Source organism: Bacillus nitratireducens, assembly GCF_001884135.1.
Classification (GTDB): Bacteria; Bacillota; Bacilli; order Bacillales; family Bacillaceae_G; genus Bacillus_A; species Bacillus_A nitratireducens.
In genome coordinates this window covers 122,591-146,636 of record NZ_MAOC01000069.1, presented here as the reverse complement: position 1 = coordinate 146,636, position 24,046 = coordinate 122,591, and the positions used below count along the sequence as shown (strand labels likewise).

Genomic DNA, 24,046 nt, shown 5'->3' with positions numbered 1-24,046 from the left:
AAAAAAAAACGAACATATATGTTCGTTTCTTTTTTTGGGATGATTATTATAAAATAGCCTCTTCTAATGATTGAGTGCTGAATCCAAGAATTAATTTTTGAATGTTATTTTCATGATCTTTTACAATGATATATGGAACGCCCTGTACGTTAAAGGATTCAAACTCTTCTTTTTCTTCTGGGGTATTAGGGGTACCCCCATATTAGAAAAAAATATATTTTGATGCAAATTTATGGTGTAAGCAAGAGCATGAAAGTTCTATCGCCAATTCTTTTTTTGATATAATAGATGTGAAGCAGGAAATAGATAGAAAGATACTGCTAGTAATTTATACTTAAATGTAGGGTAACTAACTGTTACGATTTATTTAACCAATTATAACGAAAGTTAATTAAATATATCAGTAAGCCCTGCTAGTCCAGTGATTGGCTAGTAGTGAGGGTTAACTGCGGGCAATCCCTAAAGCTGATTGAACTACAACGTGGCTAGAAATAGCGAGCGTGAATGTTGCGAAAGCAGAAAAAATCAATCAGATGGTGTAAGGTTAAATCCTAAACACTAGAACAATGGGTCTTCCGCCTCGAATCATCTAAGTCAAAATGGATAAGATGAACGTTCAACGACTATCTCGTATAACTGACGAGAGTACATCACAAGCCTATGGTGGTGGAAAAATCCTCTATCTCTAAAGAGATAAACATATAGTCTGCGCTCATGTGAAAATATGAGAAGTTCATAAGAGAACTGGCTAAGGAATTGCGCCCTTAGTTGAACGAGATAAATTTAATTAAATCTATCAAATCCCATTGAAGCTACCGAACCTATGCATTGTGGTAAATTCAATGGGGTGAGAATATTAATGAAATTTTCACGAGTTAGTCAAGTATCGGAATTAACAGGTTTGTATCCTAGTAGTCTTAGGAGAATGCTGATGGAACACGCTACAATTTAGAAGAATCAATCTTTCATTATCTAAAAGATGAGTGCCCGAATAATCGCACAGTAAAGGGGTTACATTCTGATGATATTGGCGAAGAAAGTCAGACTGATTCCAACGCCTGAACAAGAACAAGTGCTTAGAAACCATGCTGGTGCTGCAAGATTCGCTTATAACTATTGTAAAAGAATGAGTGATAGATACTATAAGCTATTTGGAAAATCTGTTTCACAGTTAGCTTTACAGAAACGATTTACAAAAATTAAGAAGCGAAAGAGATATGAGTGGTTAAATAACATCAACGCACAAGTTCCTAAACAGGCTTCAAAAGATTTTGATACGGCGAGGAAACATTCGTTCAAAAAGTACAAAAATGGTTCTCACACTTCTTATAAATCAAAAAAAGATTTAATTCAAGGATTTTATGCCAATTATGAAAGACTGATTATAGGAAAGAAAGTAGTTCATATTCAGTCCATTGGAGAAGTGAAAACAAGCCAACAACTACCAAGAAACAAAAACCATCCAATCCAAGAGTTACATTTGACGGTCGTCACTGGTGGATTAGTGTAGGATTCCAAGAAGACTTTGAATTACAAGCACTAACCAATGAGTCGATTGGTGTGGATGTTGGTTTAAAAGAGCTGTTTGTAGCTTCTAATGGTATGAAAGAACGAAATATAAACAAAGATGCCAAGGTTAAAAAGCTTTTGAAAAGGAAAAAGTCAGCACAAAGAGAAATGTCTAGGGGATTTAAAAAAGGTGTAAAAATTCAGTCTGCCGGATATGAAAAAGCTAAAACTGAGCACCTGCGGTTATCTAGGGAAATTACGAATATCCGAATTAACCATATCCATCAAGCAACAGCTAAATTGGTGAAAACCAAACCAATGAGGATCGTTGTGGAAGACTTACCTATCTTAAACCTGTTAAAAAACAAAAAACTATCGAAAGCATTTTCATTTCAAAAGTTACACTTCTTCTTTCAATGTTTGTCATACAAGTGCGAGAAGTATGGCATTGAGTATGTAAAAGCTGATAAATGGTTCGCCTCAAGCAAGATTTGCTCATGTTGCGGAGTAAAATACGACCATTCAGTTCAACCAGAAGGACAGTGGAGTTTAAAAATACGTGAGTGGCGTTGTGCTTCATGCAATAGCCACCACGATAGAGATTTAAATGCTTCGATAAATTTATCAAGATGGGTAAAATAATTGCTTGATAATAGGAGGTAACGATACTGCCTCGTGTGGAGTGTTATACCCCTCGTCCCTTCGGGGTTGCGAGAACACGATGAAGCACTAACTCGTGTAAATTTGATTGAATTGTATAGATTTAGTTAAGTTTATCGTATCGGAGATTGAACAAAGTTATGGGGACAGAAAAAGAAATTAGTTCCGCTAAATTAATATGGAAGATGACGCGCCCGCATACATTAACGGCGACGTTTTCACCTGTAATTTTAGGGACAGTGGCATCACTTTACGTTGCCGAAATTCATTGGCTTTTATTTATTGCGATGATGGTTGCATGTTTAGCATTGCAAATAGCAACGAACTTATTTAATGAGTACTATGATTTCAAACGTGGATTAGATACCGCTGATTCTGTTGGCATCGGTGGTGGAATTGTCCGTCATGGATTGAAACCAAAAAATGTGTTAACAGTTGCACTTTTATTGTATGTGGTAGCAGCAATTATTGGAGTTTATATTTGTATGAATAGCAGCTGGTGGTTAGTCGTTATTGGTTTAATTGGGATGGCGGTTGGCTACTTATATACAGGTGGTCCATTACCAATTGCGTACACTCCGTTTGGAGAATTAGTTTCTGGATTGTTAATGGGGACATGTTTTGTACTCATTGCTTTCTTTATTCAAACGAATACGATAACGATTGAAAGTGTATTGATTTCCATTCCAATTGGAATTTTAGTCGGTGCAATTAACATGTCGAATAACATCCGAGATATCGAAGAAGATATTAAAGGTGGAAGAAAGACATTAGTAATCCTCCTTGGGAGAGAAAAAGCAATAGTAACACTAGCTGTAGCCTTTTTCATTGCTTATTTATGGATCGCGGTGATTGTATTAATGGGTTATATAAGCCCTTGGGCATTAGTTATGTTCTTAGGTTTGAGAAAGCCAATCTCTGCAATTCAAAGTTTCCAAAAAGGAGCAAAGGATCCCGGATATATGCGCATCGCAATGAAATCAACAGCGATGACAAATACGATTTTCGGCTTCTTATTATCGGCAGGCTTATTAATTAGCTACTTGTTTTAAATGAAAACTATTGTTAAATAACTTAACCCCAATTTCTCAATTTTAATAGAGAGAGATTGGGGTTTTTATTTTTGTAGTTCTTTAATAATGATCAAACTCTTTTATAACTCTACATTATGTAATAGATTAGTTGAGATAAAGATCAGGATAGTTAGAGGAATGACTTTTATATTTGTCTAAGTTGTAGATGTTTTCAATAAAAAAATAGTGAAATGTGATATTTATTTATTGAAAAACGATAAATGATATGTTAATCTTTAAAAAAAGATAGACAAGGATGAAGAAGAATGAAAAAAATATTTTTAATTGGATTTTCTACTATAACTTTAATTATTATTGGTTTTGTCTCTTACATTACATTAACAACGAAAGATCCATTAAGTGACAAAGAATTTCCAAAAACTCAAGAAAAAGCAAAGGCAACTGCTATTGAATATTTTCAAAAAGAAAAACAGTTAGATGTTGTTATAACTAAAGTTGGAGTAGTAGGAGAAATAGGATATAAAGTTTGGATCAAAGGACATGAGCTGAATAATGAACAACAAAAAATTGATGCAATTATAGATGTTGCAAAAGAAGATAAATATAAAGTAATAAGTTCTAATATCAATTAAATATCAATTATTACGTATAGTTGATATTACCTTATTAATATAATTCATCATAGAATGCAACCTTTAAAATGAAAAAAGCGCTATCCTGTTTGTAGAAATATACAGAAAGGATGGCGTTTTTGTATGGATATTTTGATTCAAGATGAGTTTCATTATTCGCTGAAGAATTACAGCGATATCTATCTCTACATATTCTTCAAAAACTGGAACAAGAGACAGGTTTTGTAAAACGTAAAAGTAAGTATGGCGCAAAAGATTTAGCTGCTTTATGTATCTGGATTAGTCAACATGTAGCAAGCGATTCTCTTACTCGATTATGTAGTCAGCTTTGTGCAAATACAGCTACAATTATGAATTCAGAAAGACTTAATCAACGTTTTAACCGATGTGCTGTTTTATTTTACAGCGTGTATTTTCCCTTGTAGAACCTATACTCCCCGCTATATCAAATGTTAATGTATATTCTGTATTCGGCTTTACAGTAACAAGCTGATAGGCTGTGTCTGCATGTATTAATTTCAGATAATGATTGCCTGTTTCAGAAGAGCCGATATTCTCGGTAGAAGAATTAGAATTAGAATTAGATAAAATCCAGTTATTTAGCCCATCCTCAAAGTCTCCATTCCTAACTTGTTCATTTGCAGATGGACTATCTGCTGATACAATACCTGAAAAACCTATACTGGCGCTTAATACAATTGCTGTAGAAAATACTCCTATACCGAATTTTTTAAACGATTTCTTCATCTCCTTTGGTCAGATTAAAATTTAGTTTTTCACATTTATATATATATTTGGATAAACCTGCCGAAGGACATCTTTGTTAATAAATAATTTATGTATCCGAGAGTTAGGTTATTTTCATTAGGTTCAGGGTCTGGTGCAAGGGAAGTGAAAAATAGTGTCGGCCCAGTCGTTCCAGTGGGGAATTGAAAAGGTTGCATAGGTGGGAGTGTAGGTCCAATCGAGTCCGGATTTAATGCAGTAGAAGATAAAAACTCGTCCAATATAATTCACCTCTAAAAATTCGTATTACTAATAGTAAATGCAATGATAGAGCAAAGTGAAATGGACAAGCGGTTGTATTTTAAAAATTAAACAAAAACACTATTTGAATAAAAGCTAGGGAACTAGTTTTTAACACTCACGGAAATTAAGAATCATAACATACTTTGTAATAACTTATATGGAAGCGAGTTGAATAATAATGTTTTATTCATATTTTGGTACCCAGGATAGAATGCGTCCGTATGGTACGGCGGGTATTACGTATAGCGGAGCACAAAGTACAATTCAAGCTGTTCAACAAGCGCTACAAGCACAGCAGCAAATGCAACAAATGCAGCAAGGCATACAACCGTACTACTCATCTATGGATTATTATCCAATGCATTATAATACGCCATATGGAATTTCTTTTTCGACAATTCCATATGGAACTGTATACAATTTATAAAAATGTGCAGGGGAATAACATTGAGTATTTAAATAAGGGCGCAAGTACAGAGCGTCCTTATAAAAAATGATTCGTGTCTGATGAAGTAATATTCAATTAAATGTGTACTTAAGATTAAAATGAAAATTTCATTTTGTATTAATGTGGAACGCAAAAAAGAGCACTTAATAAAGTGCTCTCGTGACGAGATTATCCATTTGTAAAGACTATTTCAATATATAGAGAAAGGAACACAAAATATAATATGTTTGTGCAGTCAATTGAGTTCGTTTTGTTCAAACAAAAAGCAGCTAGCAAAAGCTAACTGCTCGGTTCTCCAAGGCGGAACAAGGATTCACACCAGTAATAGATGCCATGATTCAATTTGATCAGGACCATCATACAAGGATAGCAAATAACATTGAAGCAGCAAAAGAGAAGATGGCCAACAAGAAACGTAAATTATTAAAGGCTTAATGGTTCCCTTATTCAACAATGAGACAGTAAAATTTCACGTATCAAATGTGGATATGAAAATTAAAATTCGAAATAGGGGGATTATAGATGGAGCAATTATCATTCTTTCCAGAAATCAGCAAGCAAGAGTATAAAGAGATACAAAGAGAAGTTGCAAAAGAGTTGTTTTGTTACAGAGTTTTGAAAGAATGTTAAAATTGGAAAGAAAAATTATGAGGTAAGTTCATTTAGTCTGGAATATTCCGAGACCAGGAACGAAAATAACAAAAGGGACTCTGAACTTATAGTCTTATTGAAAATAAAAATAGTTAAAAAGCATCCAGAATGGGTGTTTTTTTCTTTGTTATATAGAAATTATACATTAAACAAGTACACCTTTGAATGAGACAAGCATATTATAAAATCGTGGGACGAGTTATCATATGAGGTGAAACCCGGAGCGCCATACTTATTTGTTGAAGAGTACCTAATGGCGGGTGCTCTTTTTTATTGCACCCTTTGATAAGGACGAGCATATATTGAATTATGGGACAAGTTCTTCGTGTCTCATTCAATACTCATAGGAAACCCTTTATCACATTAAGAGCATCCATGGCATGGGCGCTCTTTTAAATTTGAATAAAATGGACATTTGACTTGATATATACACTTTAAACTAAGTTGATAAATAATTGTAACCCCTTTCGTTGATTTAATTCTAGAGGTATATTTGATATGAACATATATAAATTTCATTAGGGGTATAAGTGAAGATGCGAGAAAAAGAACGCTTAAAGCAATGGAGAACAGATCTACAACAAGTTATTTTGGAAAAGTCTAAAGAGAAAAGAAAGAAAAAGAAAAAGAAAAAATATAGCATTCCTGGCAATACAGCTGACTTCATGAATGGCAAGAATACTTATCGTAAAGAGAATGGGGTATGGAAGCAAAGAAATAAATAATGTGAGGATAAATGAGTCTGGTTAAGTGTATAGCAATTATCGTAGGCGCTACCGCGTGATCTGGGTGGCGTCTTGTTTGTTGTTAAGGAAAGATAAGGGGTGAAATAGATTTGAAACTTAAAGATTAGGTAATAACATTATTACTTTAAAATGCAGAAAGTAGACTAGTAAACAAGCTGTTTTTGTTTTTTAGCATAGAATATGATGAATCCTAGAGTTAAGAGGAGGTAATTATATTTATGGGATGTAATTGTAATTTCAGACGTTCCCGAGATTGTGATAGATTTTGGGATGATTTAATGTTCTGTAGACGCAGACATAGAGATTGTGATGACCGTCGTTGTAGACGTGACCGCGACTGTGATTGTGATGAATGTCGTCGTAAACGTAATCATGATCGTGACTGTGATTGTGATAAGCGTAAGGATTGGTAAAGTCCTTTGAATGAGTGCGTTTCTTCACAGCACTCTTTTTTTGTTTATGAGTTTTCTAAATTTATACTTATTAAATGGCTGAAATGGAACGTGAAGTAATTAATGAACGTGTTATTAGTGGTGTAGCTGCTGCAAAGGCAAGAGGAAGAGAAGGCGGTAGAAAGAAGGCTCATACTCCTCAACAAATTCAAGGCATGATGGAAATGCTTGCTTCTGGTAAAACGAAAGTAGAAGTATGTGAGATGTTTGATGTTGCTCGTGCACGTGCAACCCTGTATAGGTATATAAAAGAACACTATTCTAAACAATCGACTTTAAATGCTGAGGAGAGTAAAAATGAATAGTAGAGAGGAATTCGAACAGAATCGTACGTATTACTTAAATGTTTTACCTAAAGAGTGTGCAAATTGCGGAGAAACAAATGATTTAGATATACACCACACCGTTCCTTTAGCGAAAGGTGGAACGAATCGAATTAGTAATTTGGTTATGTTATGCCTTGAATGTCATGGGAAGATACATGATGTTAATAGGGTTAAACATAAGGAATTGCAAAGAATAGGGATAGAAAAGGCAAAAGAGCGAAAATATGTACTGAAACAGGAGTTAGTCATACTGTTTTGTACGAAATAGCAAAAGAAAAAGGAATAGTTTAATTTACTTTAAAGTAGCGAATCCGCTGCTTTTTTATTTTATCAAATAAATTGTTTTTGAGTAGAAATGAAAATAGGGGTCTGCCTTAAACATTTATTATTAATCAAGAATATAAGTATAGAAACAGGTCTAATTTTTGTAATGGTGGAGGGGATTGTTGTGGACATAACTCAAAGTGTGGCAAGAATAGTGGTTAATGGGAAAGACCTTCCGTTCACTTCAGTTCAAACCTCTGCATGGAATCATGGACCAGTAAATGATTTAATCGTTTCGACGAATCAGAGAGTGAATGAGCTTTATCAATTCATGTGGTCACAAGTACCAGTTACGATTTCGGTGTATTTTCTTCAAGGGGCGGACTTAATGAGATTCGCTAGGATTGCTGGAATTAATGAACGTGTAACGGGAGAATATATATATCATTTCATTTGGGGATAAAAAGAATTCAAAGTAGCGAATGCGCTGCTTTTTTATTTTGCATAGAAAAAGGAACCATAATAGGCTCCTTAATTCGATTCAGAAGTTGTGTAGTTTTTCTTGATGATATCTTTTATGTTGATAATTAAGGATATAAGGAATCCAGCAGCTAGGATACCGTTCACCCAGTAATATGTATTCCCGGATGTAAATTTATTATAAAAGGAATCGATATTATAATATACTAAGCCTGCTGAAATGACGGTAGAGATTACTAACGTACCAAAACTTTTCATGATGCTGCCCTCCGATTCTGAAATTTTAGACTCTTAATACAATTATACATTTAAATAAAAAGGTTTACAAAGTAATTACCATAAGGAGGAGTTATGACGAGTTACTTCCTACGTATACGCTCTAACAGGACAAACTGTTGGGAATGGTGGATATCAATACGTTAAGTCAGGTGGATGTGGTACTAACTCCTTAGATGAAGCTATTCAAGCTATGGCAGAACGAGGAATAAAAGGTAGGGTTAATGTTGATCCAATTTCTGGAGTATGTTATATCCAAACCGATGTTCTATCTAATGCAGAGTTAGATAAGATTACTTGGTGGATGGATACTAGACCAGGTGGTAAATGGTGGTATGAATATAACAAAGTGAGATAATAGTTGAAGCCATCCTTAATCGGGTGTCTTCAACTATTATCAAAATGCTTCCTTAGCTTCTCTATTGAGTTCTGTTCCTCTTATGTATTTGTAAATTCGATAACCATAACAAACAGCCTTTATCTTGCTAACTCTCATAAGAGCTTACACTTTGCTCTATCTGTATTTAACCTAGAATACAAGATTTTTTCCTTTTTATTCCCGGCTACATTTGAAAAACTGTATGTTTTTTATCTCAAATCAATTATATCTATAAATTTAAGGGGAATTCTGTTATAAGATGCATCAGTGCACGTTACTAAATTCTTTATCGGATTTATGTCAGTTACATGTGATTCAGCGTGGTCCTTCCATGCCAATCAAAAAATCCAGTGATAAAAAAAGAGGGAGAAGGCATTTTTTATTAAAGTTTGATTATAATAGCTTTTCAACCTGTTAAGGGGGGATCGTAAAGTAGATTATTAATCTCTTTGAAAATTTTTATTTTCCTTATAGTACTTGGCATGCTGTATTAACAAATTTTAATTTTGAAAGGAGAATCAATAAATATGAGCACGAAAAAAAGAATAGGGAATAAGTTATTACTTGTCAGTGCAATTTGTGCGATAACTATTCCTTCGGTTTCATATGCGGAGGAATTAATTTTACCTAAAAATTCCGAAAGTTCTTCAAGCCTGTTTGAGGGACAGCATAAGGATGTATTGAAAACAAGTTTGTATCCCGATACATATAATAATCCGTTCAACCAACAATATATATCAACATTAAAGGAAACAAAAACAAATATAAAAAAATAGACAATATTGACGATGAAAATCCAGTTATATCTACTACCCTTTCATTTATCCGTTATATGCATACTGAAGATTATAAATCTGCATTTAATTTAACTTCTCGATCATTACAGAAAATAATATCTGAAAAATGGCTGAGGACCAGTTAACAGGTCAATATAGATTACACTAAGTTAACGAAGTAATAGAAAAATCCATAAAATGGATTGTTTTCTAATTTATTTACATAAATTAGAAAATTTCGCTGATGGATTAAAAAAACAACCTCTCAGATTCCTTTGTAATCCTTTCAGATGGTCGAGGTGGTGTTGTAGGTATCGATTAGAATTGAAATATATATGAGAGGAAATAAGGTGGTTAAACGTTATTTTGTTTTTGTAAGTGATTTTAAGTTCATAATACTCAAGTCAATTTCAATTGTAGGTAATCTGATTCTTAATTAAAAATAAAATAAAAATTTCAAGTAGCCATCTAAATTTTTCAATAAAAAGTGCCATATAAAGAATGCCTAATACAAAATGGATTTGAAGCAATATTTCCTAAGTAACATTTCTTTTGTTATAGAATAAATAAATTCAGGTATTGCAGTAACTACTGTTTTGAGGTGAATATACTGTGCACCAAGTGTCTAACATCTACTTTTATTTTGGATTTATATTGCAACAACTCTTAATTAGAGGTGTATTTTTGTTAATTAACAACCATTATACTCAGAAAATTAATAATATGTTATGTGATGCGATAATAAAGCTAGGTAGCATAGAGACTGTTAATACAAAGATTAACAACATAATAAAACCCCATTTCATATGTTTTGTCTCCTTTACTACTGCTATTAATTTTGAAATCTATTTATTTCTTCCTCTTTTACGGAAAAATATAACTAATGTTGCGACCATTAATATATTTCTGTTATTTTTAATATTCCATTCGTTTTATGTGTTTTCTACTTTTATGTTTTGTACTGATGATGAGCCCTATACCTCAATTTGATCTCTAAATTACAAATATCCATTTGGTGCATGAATTTCTTCCACTGTGTACATTAAAAAGAATAATGGTTCAGAAGAAACCTTATCATTTTCATCTGTTGTTAATTTTTCAACCTCTTTACCATCTTTGTCTTAATTTTGGAATGAAGTATTTTTTCAGCTTTACATTTGAATCAGCAGTATCCACTTTTTTAATCTCAATTTGTCCAAGTGAATGAATTGAATTCTTGGCTGTTGGTTCTTGCGGTTGTACAGTATCTCCTATGACTTTTGCTGTATTTTGAATCTCTTTTCCAGCTTGGCCCTCGCATGGAGTACCACTGTATGCCACTATGTATTTATCACATCTCCAAATTTTCCGTTTGCTTTTCCTACATTAAATTTACTCTTGTCTGTATTGACTGCATCTGTCACTGTTTAGTCAACTACTTGTAATGCTTTTGGGACATATTCTAGTCCTTCTGGCAATTTATTCGGAAAAGATAGATTTTTCACAAGACTAGCAAGAAGCGTATTTCTTGTTCGAATCGTATACGCCAGTTCATCCCCTATTTCTGTATTTTTATTTTGTAAGTTCTTCACTGGTTTCTCGGATTCTATGATAGGATCTTATAGGATCAAAAAACGCACTCCGCTCATTTCATTGTCGTTTAGGAAATTACAAGAAAAAATCTATTTCTTTACACTCAGATAAAGTATCTTTCACTCTTTTCCTATCTGCTTCGAATGTAGATGTTAATTACAAATAAATAATATATGATTTTCATAAAAAAAATATAGTAATATTTTGTCGTGAATTGTACTATTTTGATATTTTATAGTAATATTTTGTCGTAAGTTATACCTGACGGAAAATAATTTATGAATCCACAAAGTAACAATGTAAAATATAGCAGTTAATCTAATTAAAAGGAGAAGGTAATGAATAATTCCATCGATATACAACATTTGTGTGATCTCGCACATAAAGCATTTAATGTCCCTGTTCACATTTTATCTACAGACAAAAAAATCTTATATCATTCTACTTCTGATTATGTTTGTAGTCCTTTTTATTCTTCTAAAGAGGAACATCTTAGTGGCATTTATCAAGAAAATGATCCCTATAACTTGCCACTTTTCAGATGTAACCGTTATCTTGAAAATTTCGTCCTAATTCATATAGCAAATCATGATTTTATAAAAGGGACTATTATAATTGGCCCCACTGTACATCCGAAGGGATCAGATGATGTAACCTTTAAACTTTGGAAAGAATTTAACTCAAATAAAAATATTCAAGAAAGACTAAACTATTATCAATCCCTACCTGAGGTTAAAAAAACTACTTTAATTGATATGGGAATTTTATTACATTACATGATTTTCAATGAAAAGTTAGATGTTGATATTGTTTTAGAAAAAAATAAAGTGTTAGAGGAAGTTCCCTATAAAATTGTGAAACCCGATCTATATATTTTAAAGCGACAACAAAATAAACCCAAAACTCATAACATGGCATTAGTACATAATTATTTTTCAGCAATCAAAGAGGGAAATAAAAAGAAGTTGTTACAATATATGTATGCAGTTTCGCAGGAAGATACTGAATTAATTTTAACAGCGGATCCACTCAGAAACCAAAAAAACCATGGGATTATTGCGATTACTTTAGCTACTCGATATGCGATAGAAGGTAATCTCCCACCAGACATTGCTTTTGCTCTTAGTATTTTGTATATCCAAACCATGGAACAACTAGATAACGTGGACTCTGTAAGGCGATTGTCAGGAGATGCTTTACGTACTTTTGCAGATCGGGTGAAAGAATTCAATGCGCAAAAATTTTCAAATGCGGTTACTACATGTATGAATCATATTAGTAAAAATGTTTACGATGGAATATCTCTCAATGAACTCGCTAATCATTTGGATATTACCCCTACTTATTTATCTAAATTATTTAAAAAAGAAGTGGGGATTCCTTTAAGTGAATTTATTCAAAGGGAACGAGTGGAAGAAGCAAAAAAATTATTAACACTCACTACATATCCATTATCAGATATTTGTGCTTGGCTTAATTTTAACGATCAAAGTTATTTTACAAGGGTTTTCAAAAAATCAACTAACATGACCCCTAGACAATATCGTGAAAAATATACCGTAATATAAGCTTAGTATCTGTTTCTTGTGCAAAAACTTTAATATACGCGAAAGTATCTCTAAAACTTGAGCATACTATTTCTTTTACTCTAGAAAGGGTATGTGATTGATCTAGAAAAGGAATATGTATTCAAATAGATAACGTTATCAACCTGATAATATTTTGTTAACGGAACCACCTTAGTTTTCTTGATTTGGTGAAAATAATGGAGAAACGGGGCTTAATCATAACTCTTACAACGATTATGCGTTTGATTCATCAGTATGGTTCTGAATTGGACAAATGAATCTGACGTCACATCAAACAAATAGCTCTTAAAGAGTCCATGATACATATACCAAAGTAAAACAGAAATGGATATCTTTATATCATGGTATTAATTTGAATAAAAAAACAAACCATTTTCTCTAAGCAAAACAAAAAACTAGAAGGCCGCAAAGCGCTTTTTCAAGGAAGCTTTGCGGCCTTTTCTTGTTTCAAAACTTCTTGTTATAACGATCTACAAGAATCCAGTTTAGTATCTTCGCGTTAAGAATTGAGATGTTTTTTATGACAATATAAAGATACTTTTGAAGAATATGGTGAATTAAAGAGCGTAATAAATCATGTATTTGTTAATAGTAATATCGGAAATTATTCCATAAAACTTAGTAATATAACATATATTACTTGATATATCTATATTATATGTAATTATACATAACCAAATAAAGGTAAAATAGTATAAGAAATCCTATTAAATTATTCTATAAGTATTTTTTCTAAAATATAACTAGCTCAGTTAAAATAAAATAATTTTTTTAAACCATATATATATTATGTTGCAATTATCAAAAGTACAAATATAAAATCTAATATTAAATTTTATTAGTATAATATTTCCCGCTCATATAAGCGCTTAAAAATTAAATAATCGAGTACAATCGACAAAATTTTGCTATTTACGCATCGGAAATTTAATGTTTTAATGAACAACATAACTGGTATGACCACACAGAAAGGAGAAGATCACGCTATTAGGGGTTAATAAATTTACAAGTAACATTATGTCGTAATTAATTTTCTTAATAATCAGTTAGTTAGAAGTGAGTTTAGCATCTCAAAAGTATTATTTTTGTAAAAAAGGGTTTTATTTTTCTACATAACAAAAGTGATCTTATTCCGCAATAAAAGTATAAGCAATGTACAGTATAATTTCATCTTTTGTAATCTTATAGAGCCTTTTCCACACAACTAGTAGAGAGGCTTATAAAATTGCTTTCTAAAAATTCATGGCAGGATTAGCTGTAGGAGCAATGAGTTTATCTATCTAAACGCTTGTAATTCAAATAGCAAAACTGGAGAAAAATAAATATTTTACTATTTATTCAGCAACTCATTTTAATATAGCTGATGAAATTTTATTGTTTACTTGTGCCAAACATACTATTTAAATGAGCGAAAAGTAATTTTTTTACATTCTATGAGAAATAAATGATAACGAAGGTTTAATACTTTATCCGAAAGACTTTTCCTTTCTCAAGCGTATGCAAGGAGAGAGTCTAGCACTAGGTCGTACAAGTTGTATGAATAAAGTTGTAAAAGAATAATAGTGAAGGGGTGTACGGAATGAAAAATAAAATAATGACAGGATTTTTAATGACATCAATTGTAACTGGGTCGATTATTCCTATCAATACTCTCGCAACACCAATCGTTCAAGCAGAAACTCAACAGGAAAGCATGGATATTTCCTCATCCTTACGAAAATTAGGTGCACAATCTAAATTAATCCAAACATATATTGATCAAGGTTTAATGAGCCCTAATGTACAAATAGAGGAAGTTCCAGCATTAAATACAAATCAATTCCTAATCAAGCAAGATATGAAAGAATGGTCATCAGAACTTTATCCAAATTTAATTCTATTAAATTCAAAAAGCAAAGGATTTGTAACTAAATTTAATAACTATTATCCAGCATTAAAAGAGTTTGTAGACAATAAAGAAGATAAAGAGGGGTTTTTGGATAGACTTGAAGTTCTTCAAGTTATGACTATGACGAACCAAGAAAACGTACAAAGACAGATTAACGAATTAACAGATCTTAAATTACAGCTTGATAAAAAACTTCAAGATCTCGATACTGATGTGACAAAAGCGCAGGGTGTACTAAGTTCAGATGGAACAGGGAAAATAGATCAGCTAAAAAATGAATTACAAAATACTCAAAAATCAATTCAAAATGATTTACAACAAATAGCATTATTACCAGGAGCTTTAAATGAACAAGGGTTTGTTATTTTCAAAGAAGTCTATAACCTTTCAAAAGATATCATTGAACCAGCTGCTCAAACAGCAGTAGTAGCGTATAACAAAGGCAAAGAAATTAACAACTCTATTTTAGAAGCAGAGAAAAAAGCAGAGCAAGAAGCGAAAGAAAAGGGTAAATCTGCTCTAGAGATTGAAGCTGCCAAAAAAGAAGCCCGTGAAGCAATTGAGAAAAGCAAACAAGCTGAAATAGCTGCAGCTGCAGTTGCACAAACAAAAGAGTATGACCTTACAAAAGTTATTGACCCTGAAAAAATTAAGAAAACATATAGTGCCTTCGCTGAAGTAAATAAACTAACAGCAGAACAGCGAACACATTTAGCAGATTTAGAGACACAAAATCAAAAATTTTATGATTTAACAAAGAACCTAAAAATAGCAGATTTACAAAAATCAATGCTCCTAATTATGCAAAATGATTTACATACATTTGCAAATCAAGTGGATGTAGAACTTGGCCTACTAAAACGCTATAAAGAAGATTTGGATCTAATAAAAAATAGCATTACAAAATTATCTACTAATGTTGATACAACTAACCAGCAGTCTCAAAAAGATACATTAAGACAATTAAAAAATGGAATAAGTTATCTTGAAGAACAAGTTTATAAATTTTAATATTATGTTTTCTAAAAATCTAACGAAAGAATGAGAAGGAGAATAGTTATGAAAAAATTTCCATTTAAAGTGTTGACTTTAGCAACTCTGGCAACGGTTATAACTGCTACTACCGGTAACACTATTCATGCATTTGCACAAGAAACGAACGCTCAAGAACAAAAAGTAGGGAATTATACATTAGGACCTGAAGGACTGAAGAAAGCATTAGCTGAAACAGGATCTCATATTCTTGTAATGGATTTGTACGCAAAAACAATGATTAAACAACCGAATGTTAATTTATCTGATATCGATTTAGGTTCAGGAGGTGGAGAGTTACTCAAAAATATTCACCTTAATCAAGAACTGTCGCGAATCAACGCGAATTATTGGTTAGATACAGCGAAGCCACAGATTCAAAAAACAGCACGTAATATTGTAAATTACGATGAACAATTTCAAAATTATTATGACACATTAGTAGATACTGTACAAAAGAGAGATAAGGCAGGCCTGAAAGAGGGCATAAATGATTTAATCACTACAATTAATACAAATTCAAAAGAAGTTACAGATGTAATTAAGATGTTACAAGACTTCAAATCAAAACTGTATACAAATTCTACAGATTTTAAAAATAATGTTGGTGGCCCGGATGGGAAAGGTGGATTAACGGCAATATTAGCGGGACAACAAGCTCTGATTCCACAACTTCAAGCTGAAATTGAGCAACTAAGTGCTACTCAGAAAAAACATTTTGACGATGTATTAGCATGGTCAATTGGTGGTGGATTGGGAGCAGTCATTTTAGTTATTGGAGCTATTGCAGGAGCTGTAGTAATTGTTGTGACTGGCGGTACAGCAACACCTGCTGTTGTTGGTGGCCTTTCGGCTCTTGGTGCAGCTGGAATTGGTTTAGGAACAGCAGCTGGTGTCACAGCGTCTAATCATATGAACTCCTATAACGAAATCTCTAAAAAAATCGGAGAATTAGGTACGAAAGCTGATCGTGCTAACCAAGCAGTTATTTCGCTTACTAACGCGAAAGACACATTGGCATATCTGTATCAAACAGTGGATCAAGCGATACTGTCTCTAACAAATATTCAAAAGCAATGGAATACAATGGGGGCTAACTATACAGACTTACTTGATAATATCGACTCTATGCAAGAACATAAATTCTCTTTAATACCGGATGATTTAAAAGCTGCTAAACAAAGTTGGAATGACATTCATAAAGATGCAGAATTCATTTCAAAAGACATTGCTTTTAAACAAGAATAGAAATTAAACTCAAAACCTATATTGGAGGAATATAAAATGATGAAAAAAATCCCGTACAAACTGATCGTTGCATCGGCGCTTTTAACTATGACAACAGCTTCTGTAGTCTCACCAGTAGCAGCTTTTGCAAGTGAAATTGAACAAACTAACAATGGAGATACGGCTCTTTCAGCAAATGAAGCGAGGATGAAAGAAACCCTGCAAAAGGCCGGTTTATTTGCAAAATCTATGAATGCCTATTCCTATATGTTAATTAAAAATCCAGATGTGAACTTTGAAGGAATTACTATTAATGGATATGTGGATTTACCTGGTAGAATTGTACAAGATCAAAAGAATGCAAGAGCACATGCTATTACATGGGATACGAAAGTAAAAAAACAACTTTTAGATACATTGACGGGTATTATTGAATATGATACAACATTTGACAATTATTACGAAACAATGGTAGATGCGATTAATACAGGTGATGGAGATACTTTAAAAGAAGGGATTACAGATTTACGAGGGGAAATTCAACAAAATCAAAAGGTTGCACAACAATTAATAGAAGAATTAGCTAAATTAAGAGACTCTATTGGACAAGATGTTAGAGCCTTTGGAAGCAATAAAGATCTCTTGCAGTCGATTTTGAAAAACCAAGGTGTAGATGTTGAGGCCGATCAAAAGCGTCTAGATGAAGTTTTAGGATCAGTAAACTATTATAAACAATTAGAATCTGATGGATTTAATGTAATGAAGGGTGCCATTTTGGGCCTACCGATAATCGGTGGTATCATAGTTGGAGTTGCAAGAGATAATTTAGGTAAGTTAGAGCCTTTATTAGCACAATTGCGTCAGACCGTAGATTATAAAGTAACATTAAATCGTGTAGTTGGAGTTGCTTACAATAATACTAGTGAAATGCATAAGGCGCTTGATGATGCTATTAATGCTCTTACTTATATGTCCACGCAATGGCATGATTTAGATTCTCAATATTCGGGAGTACTGGGGCATATTGAAAATGCAGCTCAAAAAGCGGACCAAAATAAATTTAAATTTTTAAAACCTAACTTGAATGCAGCTAAAGACAGTTGGAAAACATTACGAACAGATGCTGTCACATTAAAAGAAGGGATAAAAGAATTAAAAGTGGAACCTGTCACTGCACAAAAATAGGGAAATATAAATTCTGTTGCAAAGTGACCAAAAACATAGAGAGTCTATGATTACACTGTTAAACAGTAATGCAACAATTAATAAATCCTTATACACCAGAAAGGCGGAGTCTCATTAAAGACTTCGCCTTTCATATATCTATATAAGTTCCATCCAAATAACTGTGCAGTTTTACTTGTTTTTTTAAACTTTGCAACTGAACGGATGATAAAAATTTGCTTGATAATATTGACACTATGTAACAACATAGTGTCTCTTTAATACTTGATGATTTAAAGGCTGCTAAAGAAAGTTAGAATGATACTCATAGATGTATAACTCATTTCGAAAGACATCACTTTTAAAGAAGAATAGAACTTGAAATCAAACCCTATATAGGAGGAATATGTAATGATGAAAAAAATCCCTTACAAAATACTCACTGTATCAACGTTTTTAACTATGACAACTACTTATGCAGTCACACCAGTAGCAGCTTTTGCAATTGAAATTGAACAAACTAACAATGGAGATATGTCTCTTTCAGCAAATAAAGAACAGATGAAAAAAGCTTTACAAGATGCTGGTTTATTTTTGAAATCTATGAATGAATATTCTTATCTGTTAATCAATAATCCTGATGTGAGTTTTGAAGGAATTACTATTAATGGGTATGAAGATTTACCTAATAAAATTGTACAAGATCAAAAGAATGCAAGAGCACATGCAGTTACATGGAATACGCAAGTAAAAAAGCAGCTTTTAGATACATTGACAGGCATTATTGAATACGATAAAAAATTTGAAAACCATTATGAAACATTAGTAGAGGCGATCAATACTGGGAATGGAGATACTTTAAAAAAAGGGATTACAGATTTACGGGGGGAAATTCAACAAAATCAAAAGTCTGTAAAAGCATTAATAGAAGAATTAACTAATTTAAATGAAAATATTGGACAAGATGTTAGAGCATTTGGAAGTAATAAGGATCTCTTGCAGTCTATTTTAAAAATTCAAGGAGCTGCGGTTGAGGATGATCAAAAGCGACTAGAGGACCTTTTAGGGCAAGTAAACTATCAGAAAGACATAGAATCTAAGGGATTGGACATGGTAAAAATCCCCTTTCTTCCCACGTTGATTGCTGGTGGTATAATGATAGGTGATGCAAGAGGTAAGTTAGGCTGGCTAGAGCCGGAATTAGCAAAATTACGTCAGAATGTAGATTATAAAATAACATTAAATCGTGTGGTTGGAGTTGCGTTTCATAATATTAGTGATATGCATAGTGCGATTGATAATGCTATTACTGCTCTTACTTATATGTCCACGCAATGGGATGATTTAGACTCTCAATATACGGGCGTACTGGGACATATTGATAAAGCTGATCAAAAAGCTGATCAAAATAGATATAAATTCTTAATCCCTAACTTGAATGCGGCGAAAGACAGTTGGAAAACATTAAGAACAGATGTTGTCACATTACAAGAAGGGATAAAAATTGCAGAGAAAAAAGAGCAGGATTTTATAAATCAGCTTCGTCCATCAAACGTTTTCTACTTTTATAAAAAAATTCATAACGCATATACATTTGAAATAAAGACTGGAACAAATGCACCAAATGCGTCTTATAAAGTTATGAATTTAACTAAAAACACTGTTTATAATATGTGGAGTGGAGGACCAAATACAAATATGTGGGCTGACTGGCTTTCATTCAATACAAAAGATGAATTTGCAGTGGTAGCAGTAGTAGATGGGAAAGAATATGTTGTATATAAAGACAAAATAGAAAATATAACGAACTAAAACCGAAAAGTTAGAAAGAAAAATTATGCAGCAATTGGAGATGGTACACTAAGTTAAGTGGAAAAGATGATTCAGAGAGTTCTGTTGCAAAGTTTTTTAATAGATAAAAAGTTGGTATGATTGCAGATGGATTTTATGCAACCCTTAGTAATCGTTGCAATTCATTATACATCGAAAAAAACGAAGTTTGGTTGTTGCAAACTTCGTTTTCGTTTATATCTATTGTTTTAAAAATTCTCCCATTATTTCCATTATGTCCTCTGCATCGCTTACTTTATCTTTTGAAAAGCGCCATTGGTCTTTTCCGTATCGCTCCATCTCAACTTTTATTACTTTTTCTTTATCTGAAACTTTTGCTTCTGGTAATATAGATATAAAGTAATCAAACGATTGACTAAATAATTTAGACTGTTCGATTCCTGGATTTTCTCTTAGCAATCTTTCATTTTCCTTATTTAATTTTGGCTGCAATTCACTTAATAATAAGGGTTTCACTTTTAATTCTACTTCAACTTTATCTTCCTCAGGTGAAGAACCTGCTGATTTTACTTTAAATGTAACTTTTTCCTGTAGTGCAGATTTCAACTTTTTATAATAACTTTCAAATTCCTGGTCACTAATTTCATTATGCGTACTGGACGTTGCATCTTTTTTAAATTCCTTTAGTATATTCTCAGTAAATTGCTTGCCATCTTCGCCGGATAACTTATTAATCTTGTCTACATCTTTATCATAATAAATAGCATTTATATAAGCTATTAGAGCTTCAGCCGGTTTATTTAAGTCTTTTGTATTCTTTTCTATTTCCTTCGTATCAATTTTGAAAGAAACATTTTCTGTTTCCTCGTCTCTTTTTTTTGTTTCCTCATTGGAATAAACAAGCTCATATGATGAGGCTTTATTCACTTCGTAGTATAGGGTCCCCGATACTTTTTTACCAGGTTCTAATTCTATTAAGCGTAATTTATCTAAATCAGCCTTATCATATTTCTTCATTTTTTCATCACCTTGATATAGTGTAAAGAGATAGGGTGATATCTCTAACATTTCATCCCCTTTAGTTTTCACACTCACTTTGGATTTTAATACTTTATCTTTACTTATCCCCCCCCTGTTAACCCATTTAATGGTAATACATACTCAGCATTTTCAACTTCAATTTCCACATTCTTCGAAGACGAAGATGCCTTTCCATTTTTTACAACTGTGGAACTTTGTGAAGAACTACAACCAGTCACAATAGTTAATGTGAATATAAATAAAAAACAAGGCATAAAAAACTTTCTAAGTTTCAATTAAAACCCCTCCACTCCTTTATTCGAAAATATTTACTATTTTACCATAAATTCCTACTTGTTATTTCTAAAACCATATATTCTTAAATAAAAAAGTCCATATAATACTCTCTTTCATTTTGGGAGACCAAGGGCATATAACCATGCATAGAAGTGGTTATTGCTAAAAGTTCAATTAAGATTTTGTTAAAATAGATATAAAGTAATAATTAAAACAGAAGAATATTGTGGGAAGTTTTAGTTTCGTGGAAAAATTATCTTAAAACAGATTCCTCAATATGGTGTCCCGCCCCATCGCTATCAAGTTAAGAAACACATTCTTCCCCAAAATGATAAAAATGAACTTCGGTGCTATAAAAAACCCAAAATTTCCATTTAGGAGATACCTTAAAATCTTAGCCTGATGACTATGGGATGGTCGGGTACAAATGTTAATGTTTTGCCTATTAATTTTTCTTTTATCCGCTTATAATCATTTGTTTTATTGAATAAAGAAAGTAATTTCACTGAAATCCGTTTATTAGTAGGTAGTTTTTTTCATTCCGCATTGTTGGTACATGGTTCTGTCCGAAAGCACCTTCTTTTTCTAATACAATGGATGATACAAGCATTTTCACCTCTATGTTTTGACCGATTAGTTTACCTGATATTTCACCTCCTAACCTTGATAATTCAAGTGTTAACGGAAAAAAGGGAAACCTAAAAGATACAGAAAATAAGAAACCCTCAAATCAAGAAGGTAGCTGAGTAGTAATATTTTTCTATCCAAATATTACTATTTTTTATTTTTCATGCTATGATTGATATGTTAATGAGTTGAAAGGGTGATTTTATGAAGTTTGGTAAAATAGGATTAGTTGTTGCAGCAAGTTTAAGTCTTTTTGCTTTATCTGCGTGTGGAAAATCTGCAAAAGAAACAGTTGTTTCTTCAACAGAAAACATTTTAAATGCAAAACAAATGGAATCAAGCGGTTCAATTTCTTTTAAATTCGATTCTAATCCGAAAGATATGGAAACAGAAGATAAAGCGGCAATTGATATGTTAAAAAACATATCATTTACAGTTGATTCAAAAACAGATAAAGATGCAAAAAAAGATGAAATAACAATTGGTGCAAATATTAAAACAGATGGAATGAAAATGGATATATCGATTCCAATGTTTATGGATGAAGGGAAAAAGGCTTTATATGTAAAAGCGAATAATGTAAAATCACTATTACAATTAGCTGGCGTTCCTGGTGATAGTTTTTCTACTCTAGAAGGAAAAGTTATCAAAATGGATATGAAAGATTTAGGAGAAGTGGATACAAAAGAATCTGTGGAAATCCAAGAGAAAGTACAGAAAGCGTTATTAGATGCAATCAAAGCACTTCCTGAAGACAAATTTACAAAAGAAAAAGATGTATATACTGTGAAATTAACAGGTAAAGATTTAAAAACAGTGATTGAAAAGGTATTTGATGAAATGTCTACAATGAAAAACTTCACTGGAACAAAACAAGAAATTGCAGACTTTAAGAAAAAATTAAAAGATGCGAATCTTGATAAATCATCTATTTCTTTAATTTATACAATGGATGGAACAACGATTAAAAAACAGGATGCAGCAATTCATGTCGAAGCAAAAAATTCTAAAGACGAAAAAGAAACAATTAAATTTGATATGAATATTAATTCTGATATTAAATCTATCGATAAACCAATCAAATTCACATTCGATACTTCTGAAAAGAACATTGTCCCAATGGATGAGTTACAAAAAATGATTGGTGAATTTATGAATCAATCTATGAGGTATGATAACATGGATGGCGGGGAAGTAACTCCTGTTCAACCAGCTCCAACAGAACCTGCAGTATAAAGCCCCTCTTAGAATGGGCATAGCCACATTGCTATCAAACTAGCAAAATAAAATACAAAAAATACGCTATTCTTTCTGTAGAATTATAGGAAAGGGTGGCGTTTTTGTATGTCTATTTCTGTATCTGATGAATTACAATTATTTTCACATCACGCTTCAAAAGAAAAAAGTGAGGAGAAAACTCACTTTAATTTATCTTATTTCTGACTTATATCACCTGTACGTCATGAATGATTTACTAATACGTTTCATTTATTTTACACTTCACTTTATATACATCATTCATTGCTTTCGGGGATGACGACACAACGTGTACGGTTGTTTTCCAAGATTGGTACGTGCTCAGATCCTAGTATAAGTGTTTACAATCTTAGTATGAGCAAATGTGACCGGTTTAATAAAATAGATAAATTTTTTCGAATAGCCTAACAATCTAGTTGCATAATAGGGGAAGGGATAAGAGTTAAAGGAAAAAAATCGGTAGGGTTCTCCTAAAGGTCGGCTTGGTTTTAAGCTGATCTTTTAAATTTGTCCCTTAAGTCAACGATTATTTATATGGTATTCTGGAGGAAAGGGGATGAGGTTATATGGATGTGACGAAAGAAATTGAAAAGATTTTTGTTGATAGTGAAGAACTTTCATTTATTGAAGCAAAAACTTTGAATTATCAGGAGCAAATGTCTACTGCAGATGGGTTTATTATTAGAACTGACGAAAGAGTTAAAAAGTACTATGATGCTCTTTGGTCACGAGAACAGGTATTAGTAGAGGTTTACTACGGGGATGGTTCACTTAACTACAAGCTTACTAATATTATAGCTGTCAAAGATGGTATGAATGGACAATACGAATATCATTTCTTTGGTGGATAGGGGGAGATCTCTTGAATTAGTTCAGTGAATCTGAAATTGGGACACAATATAAATTTAAAAAGAGTGAAA

At 32.5% G+C, this 24,046-nt stretch carries 21 protein-coding genes and 8 pseudogenes; 20 read left to right on the top strand and 9 right to left on the bottom strand.

The genetic code is table 11. The features are described from left to right. The first annotated feature begins 1,021 nt into the window (after nucleotides 1-1,021). The 4 genes and pseudogenes from BAU23_RS18640 to BAU23_RS18625 all read left to right on the top strand — a co-directional run. Nucleotides 1,022-2,151 (top strand): annotated as a pseudogene (locus BAU23_RS18640) (RNA-guided endonuclease InsQ/TnpB family protein). Between the two features lie 158 nt (nucleotides 2,152-2,309). Then, nucleotides 2,310-3,221 (top strand): 1,4-dihydroxy-2-naphthoate polyprenyltransferase, encoded by a 912-nt coding sequence (gene menA, locus BAU23_RS18635; protein ID WP_000536362.1) that lies wholly within the window; start codon nucleotides 2,310-2,312, stop codon nucleotides 3,219-3,221. Between the two features lie 287 nt (nucleotides 3,222-3,508). After that, on the top strand, nucleotides 3,509-3,835 hold the full coding sequence (locus tag BAU23_RS18630; RefSeq protein ID WP_000719139.1) for a hypothetical protein: 327 nt from the start codon (nucleotides 3,509-3,511) through the stop codon (nucleotides 3,833-3,835). A gap of 123 nt (nucleotides 3,836-3,958) precedes the next feature. Further along, nucleotides 3,959-4,251: pseudogene (locus BAU23_RS18625) on the top strand (IS4 family transposase); the annotation flags it as partial. Here BAU23_RS18625 and BAU23_RS18620 read toward each other — a convergent pair. Both BAU23_RS18620 and BAU23_RS18615 read right to left on the bottom strand, forming a co-directional pair. Next, nucleotides 4,244-4,582, bottom strand: a pseudogene (locus BAU23_RS18620) (carbohydrate binding domain-containing protein); the annotation flags it as partial. The pseudogenes BAU23_RS18625 and BAU23_RS18620 overlap by 8 nt on opposite strands. 35 nt (nucleotides 4,583-4,617) lie before the next feature. After that, nucleotides 4,618-4,842, bottom strand: a complete 225-nt coding sequence (locus tag BAU23_RS18615) for an exosporium leader peptide-containing protein (protein ID WP_002094515.1) — start codon at nucleotides 4,840-4,842, stop codon at nucleotides 4,618-4,620. A 200-nt stretch (nucleotides 4,843-5,042) separates the two neighbouring features. Between BAU23_RS18615 and BAU23_RS18610 the strand changes: the two genes are divergently transcribed. From BAU23_RS18610 to BAU23_RS18580, 7 genes and pseudogenes are all read left to right on the top strand, one after another. Continuing rightward, nucleotides 5,043-5,291 (top strand): DUF3947 family protein, encoded by a 249-nt coding sequence (locus BAU23_RS18610; RefSeq protein ID WP_071734971.1) that lies wholly within the window; start codon nucleotides 5,043-5,045, stop codon nucleotides 5,289-5,291. A gap of 324 nt (nucleotides 5,292-5,615) precedes the next feature. After that, nucleotides 5,616-5,747: pseudogene (locus BAU23_RS30695) on the top strand (Holliday junction resolvase RecU); the annotation flags it as partial. A gap of 752 nt (nucleotides 5,748-6,499) precedes the next feature. Next, a complete protein-coding gene (locus BAU23_RS18600; protein WP_001208185.1) occupies nucleotides 6,500-6,688 on the top strand; it encodes a hypothetical protein in 189 nt (62 codons plus the stop codon). 239 nt (nucleotides 6,689-6,927) lie between these two features. After that, the gene (locus BAU23_RS18595) at nucleotides 6,928-7,122 is read left to right on the top strand and encodes a hypothetical protein (protein WP_002094518.1); all 195 of its coding nucleotides are present in this window, start codon (nucleotides 6,928-6,930) and stop codon (nucleotides 7,120-7,122) included. Nucleotides 7,123-7,205: 83 nt separating this feature from the next. Beyond that, the gene (locus BAU23_RS18590) at nucleotides 7,206-7,466 is read left to right on the top strand and encodes a helix-turn-helix domain-containing protein (protein ID WP_269719412.1); all 261 of its coding nucleotides are present in this window, start codon (nucleotides 7,206-7,208) and stop codon (nucleotides 7,464-7,466) included. Then, nucleotides 7,459-7,755, top strand: a complete 297-nt coding sequence (locus tag BAU23_RS18585) for an HNH endonuclease (RefSeq protein WP_001088450.1) — start codon at nucleotides 7,459-7,461, stop codon at nucleotides 7,753-7,755. The genes BAU23_RS18590 and BAU23_RS18585 overlap by 8 nt, the downstream gene beginning before the upstream one ends. 87 nt (nucleotides 7,756-7,842) lie before the next feature. Next, a complete protein-coding gene (locus BAU23_RS18580; RefSeq protein ID WP_002094521.1) occupies nucleotides 7,843-8,214 on the top strand; it encodes a hypothetical protein in 372 nt (123 codons plus the stop codon). Between the two features lie 68 nt (nucleotides 8,215-8,282). Here the strand turns inward: BAU23_RS18580 and BAU23_RS18575 are convergent, their stop codons facing one another. Next, a complete protein-coding gene (locus BAU23_RS18575) occupies nucleotides 8,283-8,489 on the bottom strand; it encodes a hypothetical protein (RefSeq protein ID WP_000834521.1) in 207 nt (68 codons plus the stop codon). Between the two features lie 106 nt (nucleotides 8,490-8,595). Between BAU23_RS18575 and BAU23_RS18570 the strand changes: the two are divergent. Continuing rightward, nucleotides 8,596-8,865, top strand: a pseudogene (locus tag BAU23_RS18570) (N-acetylmuramoyl-L-alanine amidase C-terminal domain-containing protein); the annotation flags it as partial. Between the two features lie 230 nt (nucleotides 8,866-9,095). Here BAU23_RS18570 and BAU23_RS29900 read toward each other — a convergent pair. Then, nucleotides 9,096-9,194, bottom strand: a pseudogene (locus tag BAU23_RS29900) (YolD-like family protein); the annotation flags it as partial. Between the two features lie 219 nt (nucleotides 9,195-9,413). Here BAU23_RS29900 and BAU23_RS30690 point away from each other — a divergent pair. Beyond that, nucleotides 9,414-9,802: pseudogene (locus tag BAU23_RS30690) on the top strand (alpha/beta hydrolase); the annotation flags it as partial. 858 nt (nucleotides 9,803-10,660) lie between these two features. Here BAU23_RS30690 and BAU23_RS31035 read toward each other — a convergent pair. The 3 genes and pseudogenes from BAU23_RS31035 to BAU23_RS18550 all read right to left on the bottom strand — a co-directional run. Beyond that, nucleotides 10,661-10,729 (bottom strand): annotated as a pseudogene (locus BAU23_RS31035) (hypothetical protein); the annotation flags it as partial. Between the two features lie 40 nt (nucleotides 10,730-10,769). Beyond that, the gene (locus BAU23_RS18555) at nucleotides 10,770-10,982 is read right to left on the bottom strand and encodes a hypothetical protein (RefSeq protein WP_000331721.1); all 213 of its coding nucleotides are present in this window, start codon (nucleotides 10,980-10,982) and stop codon (nucleotides 10,770-10,772) included. Nucleotides 10,983-11,068: 86 nt separating this feature from the next. Continuing rightward, nucleotides 11,069-11,233 (bottom strand): cell surface protein, encoded by a 165-nt coding sequence (locus BAU23_RS18550; RefSeq protein WP_002078434.1) that lies wholly within the window; start codon nucleotides 11,231-11,233, stop codon nucleotides 11,069-11,071. 339 nt (nucleotides 11,234-11,572) lie between these two features. Between BAU23_RS18550 and BAU23_RS18545 the strand changes: the two genes are divergently transcribed. The 5 genes from BAU23_RS18545 (at nucleotide 11,573) to hblB (ending at nucleotide 19,946) form a co-directional block, all read left to right on the top strand. After that, a complete protein-coding gene (locus tag BAU23_RS18545; protein ID WP_001065625.1) occupies nucleotides 11,573-12,802 on the top strand; it encodes a helix-turn-helix domain-containing protein in 1,230 nt (409 codons plus the stop codon). Between the two features lie 1,600 nt (nucleotides 12,803-14,402). Next, nucleotides 14,403-15,722 carry a hemolysin BL lytic component L2 gene (gene hblC / locus BAU23_RS18535; protein ID WP_071734969.1) on the top strand — a complete coding sequence of 440 codons (1,320 nt, stop codon included), beginning with the start codon at nucleotides 14,403-14,405 and terminating at the stop codon, nucleotides 15,720-15,722. Between the two features lie 48 nt (nucleotides 15,723-15,770). Further along, complete coding sequence (gene hblD / locus BAU23_RS18530; RefSeq protein ID WP_000714427.1) at nucleotides 15,771-16,991, top strand: hemolytic enterotoxin HBL lytic component L1; 1,221 nt, start codon at nucleotides 15,771-15,773, stop codon at nucleotides 16,989-16,991. 36 nt (nucleotides 16,992-17,027) lie between these two features. Continuing rightward, on the top strand, nucleotides 17,028-18,155 hold the full coding sequence (hblA, locus tag BAU23_RS18525; protein ID WP_000976168.1) for a hemolysin BL binding component B: 1,128 nt from the start codon (nucleotides 17,028-17,030) through the stop codon (nucleotides 18,153-18,155). Between the two features lie 390 nt (nucleotides 18,156-18,545). Continuing rightward, nucleotides 18,546-19,946 (top strand): hemolysin BL regulatory component HblB, encoded by a 1,401-nt coding sequence (gene hblB / locus BAU23_RS18520; RefSeq protein WP_071734968.1) that lies wholly within the window; start codon nucleotides 18,546-18,548, stop codon nucleotides 19,944-19,946. A 219-nt stretch (nucleotides 19,947-20,165) separates the two neighbouring features. Here hblB and BAU23_RS18515 read toward each other — a convergent pair whose 3' ends face one another. Both BAU23_RS18515 and BAU23_RS30680 read right to left on the bottom strand, forming a co-directional pair. Further along, nucleotides 20,166-20,993: a DUF5105 domain-containing protein gene (locus BAU23_RS18515; protein ID WP_016129857.1), complete on the bottom strand. Its 828-nt coding sequence runs from the start codon at nucleotides 20,991-20,993 to the stop codon at nucleotides 20,166-20,168. Between the two features lie 53 nt (nucleotides 20,994-21,046). Next, nucleotides 21,047-21,241, bottom strand: a complete 195-nt coding sequence (locus BAU23_RS30680; protein WP_240514179.1) for a hypothetical protein — start codon at nucleotides 21,239-21,241, stop codon at nucleotides 21,047-21,049. Nucleotides 21,242-22,073: 832 nt separating this feature from the next. Between BAU23_RS30680 and BAU23_RS18510 the strand changes: the two genes are divergently transcribed. Together BAU23_RS18510 and BAU23_RS18505 are read left to right on the top strand one after the other, a co-directional pair. After that, nucleotides 22,074-23,105 (top strand): hypothetical protein, encoded by a 1,032-nt coding sequence (locus BAU23_RS18510; protein ID WP_000668249.1) that lies wholly within the window; start codon nucleotides 22,074-22,076, stop codon nucleotides 23,103-23,105. Nucleotides 23,106-23,692: 587 nt separating this feature from the next. Next, on the top strand, nucleotides 23,693-23,977 hold the full coding sequence (locus tag BAU23_RS18505) for a hypothetical protein (protein WP_000383520.1): 285 nt from the start codon (nucleotides 23,693-23,695) through the stop codon (nucleotides 23,975-23,977). The last annotated feature ends 69 nt before the right edge of the window (nucleotides 23,978-24,046 follow it).

Coding starts and splice junctions, on each gene's coding strand:
- menA (WP_000536362.1), top strand. CDS start 2,310: ATGGGGACAGAAAAAGAAATTAGTTCCGCTAAATTAATATGGAAGATG.
- BAU23_RS18630 (WP_000719139.1), top strand. CDS start 3,509: ATGAAAAAAATATTTTTAATTGGATTTTCTACTATAACTTTAATTATT.
- BAU23_RS18610 (WP_071734971.1), top strand. CDS start 5,043: ATGTTTTATTCATATTTTGGTACCCAGGATAGAATGCGTCCGTATGGT.
- BAU23_RS18600 (WP_001208185.1), top strand. CDS start 6,500: ATGCGAGAAAAAGAACGCTTAAAGCAATGGAGAACAGATCTACAACAA.
- BAU23_RS18595 (WP_002094518.1), top strand. CDS start 6,928: ATGGGATGTAATTGTAATTTCAGACGTTCCCGAGATTGTGATAGATTT.
- BAU23_RS18590 (WP_269719412.1), top strand. CDS start 7,206: ATGGAACGTGAAGTAATTAATGAACGTGTTATTAGTGGTGTAGCTGCT.
- BAU23_RS18585 (WP_001088450.1), top strand. CDS start 7,459: ATGAATAGTAGAGAGGAATTCGAACAGAATCGTACGTATTACTTAAAT.
- BAU23_RS18580 (WP_002094521.1), top strand. CDS start 7,843: ATGAAAATAGGGGTCTGCCTTAAACATTTATTATTAATCAAGAATATA.
- BAU23_RS18575 (WP_000834521.1), bottom strand. CDS start 8,489: ATGAAAAGTTTTGGTACGTTAGTAATCTCTACCGTCATTTCAGCAGGC.
- BAU23_RS18545 (WP_001065625.1), top strand. CDS start 11,573: ATGAATAATTCCATCGATATACAACATTTGTGTGATCTCGCACATAAA.
- hblC (WP_071734969.1), top strand. CDS start 14,403: ATGAAAAATAAAATAATGACAGGATTTTTAATGACATCAATTGTAACT.
- hblD (WP_000714427.1), top strand. CDS start 15,771: ATGAAAAAATTTCCATTTAAAGTGTTGACTTTAGCAACTCTGGCAACG.
- hblA (WP_000976168.1), top strand. CDS start 17,028: ATGATGAAAAAAATCCCGTACAAACTGATCGTTGCATCGGCGCTTTTA.
- hblB (WP_071734968.1), top strand. CDS start 18,546: ATGATGAAAAAAATCCCTTACAAAATACTCACTGTATCAACGTTTTTA.
- BAU23_RS18515 (WP_016129857.1), bottom strand. CDS start 20,993: ATGTTAGAGATATCACCCTATCTCTTTACACTATATCAAGGTGATGAA.
- BAU23_RS18510 (WP_000668249.1), top strand. CDS start 22,074: ATGAAGTTTGGTAAAATAGGATTAGTTGTTGCAGCAAGTTTAAGTCTT.
- BAU23_RS18505 (WP_000383520.1), top strand. CDS start 23,693: ATGGATGTGACGAAAGAAATTGAAAAGATTTTTGTTGATAGTGAAGAA.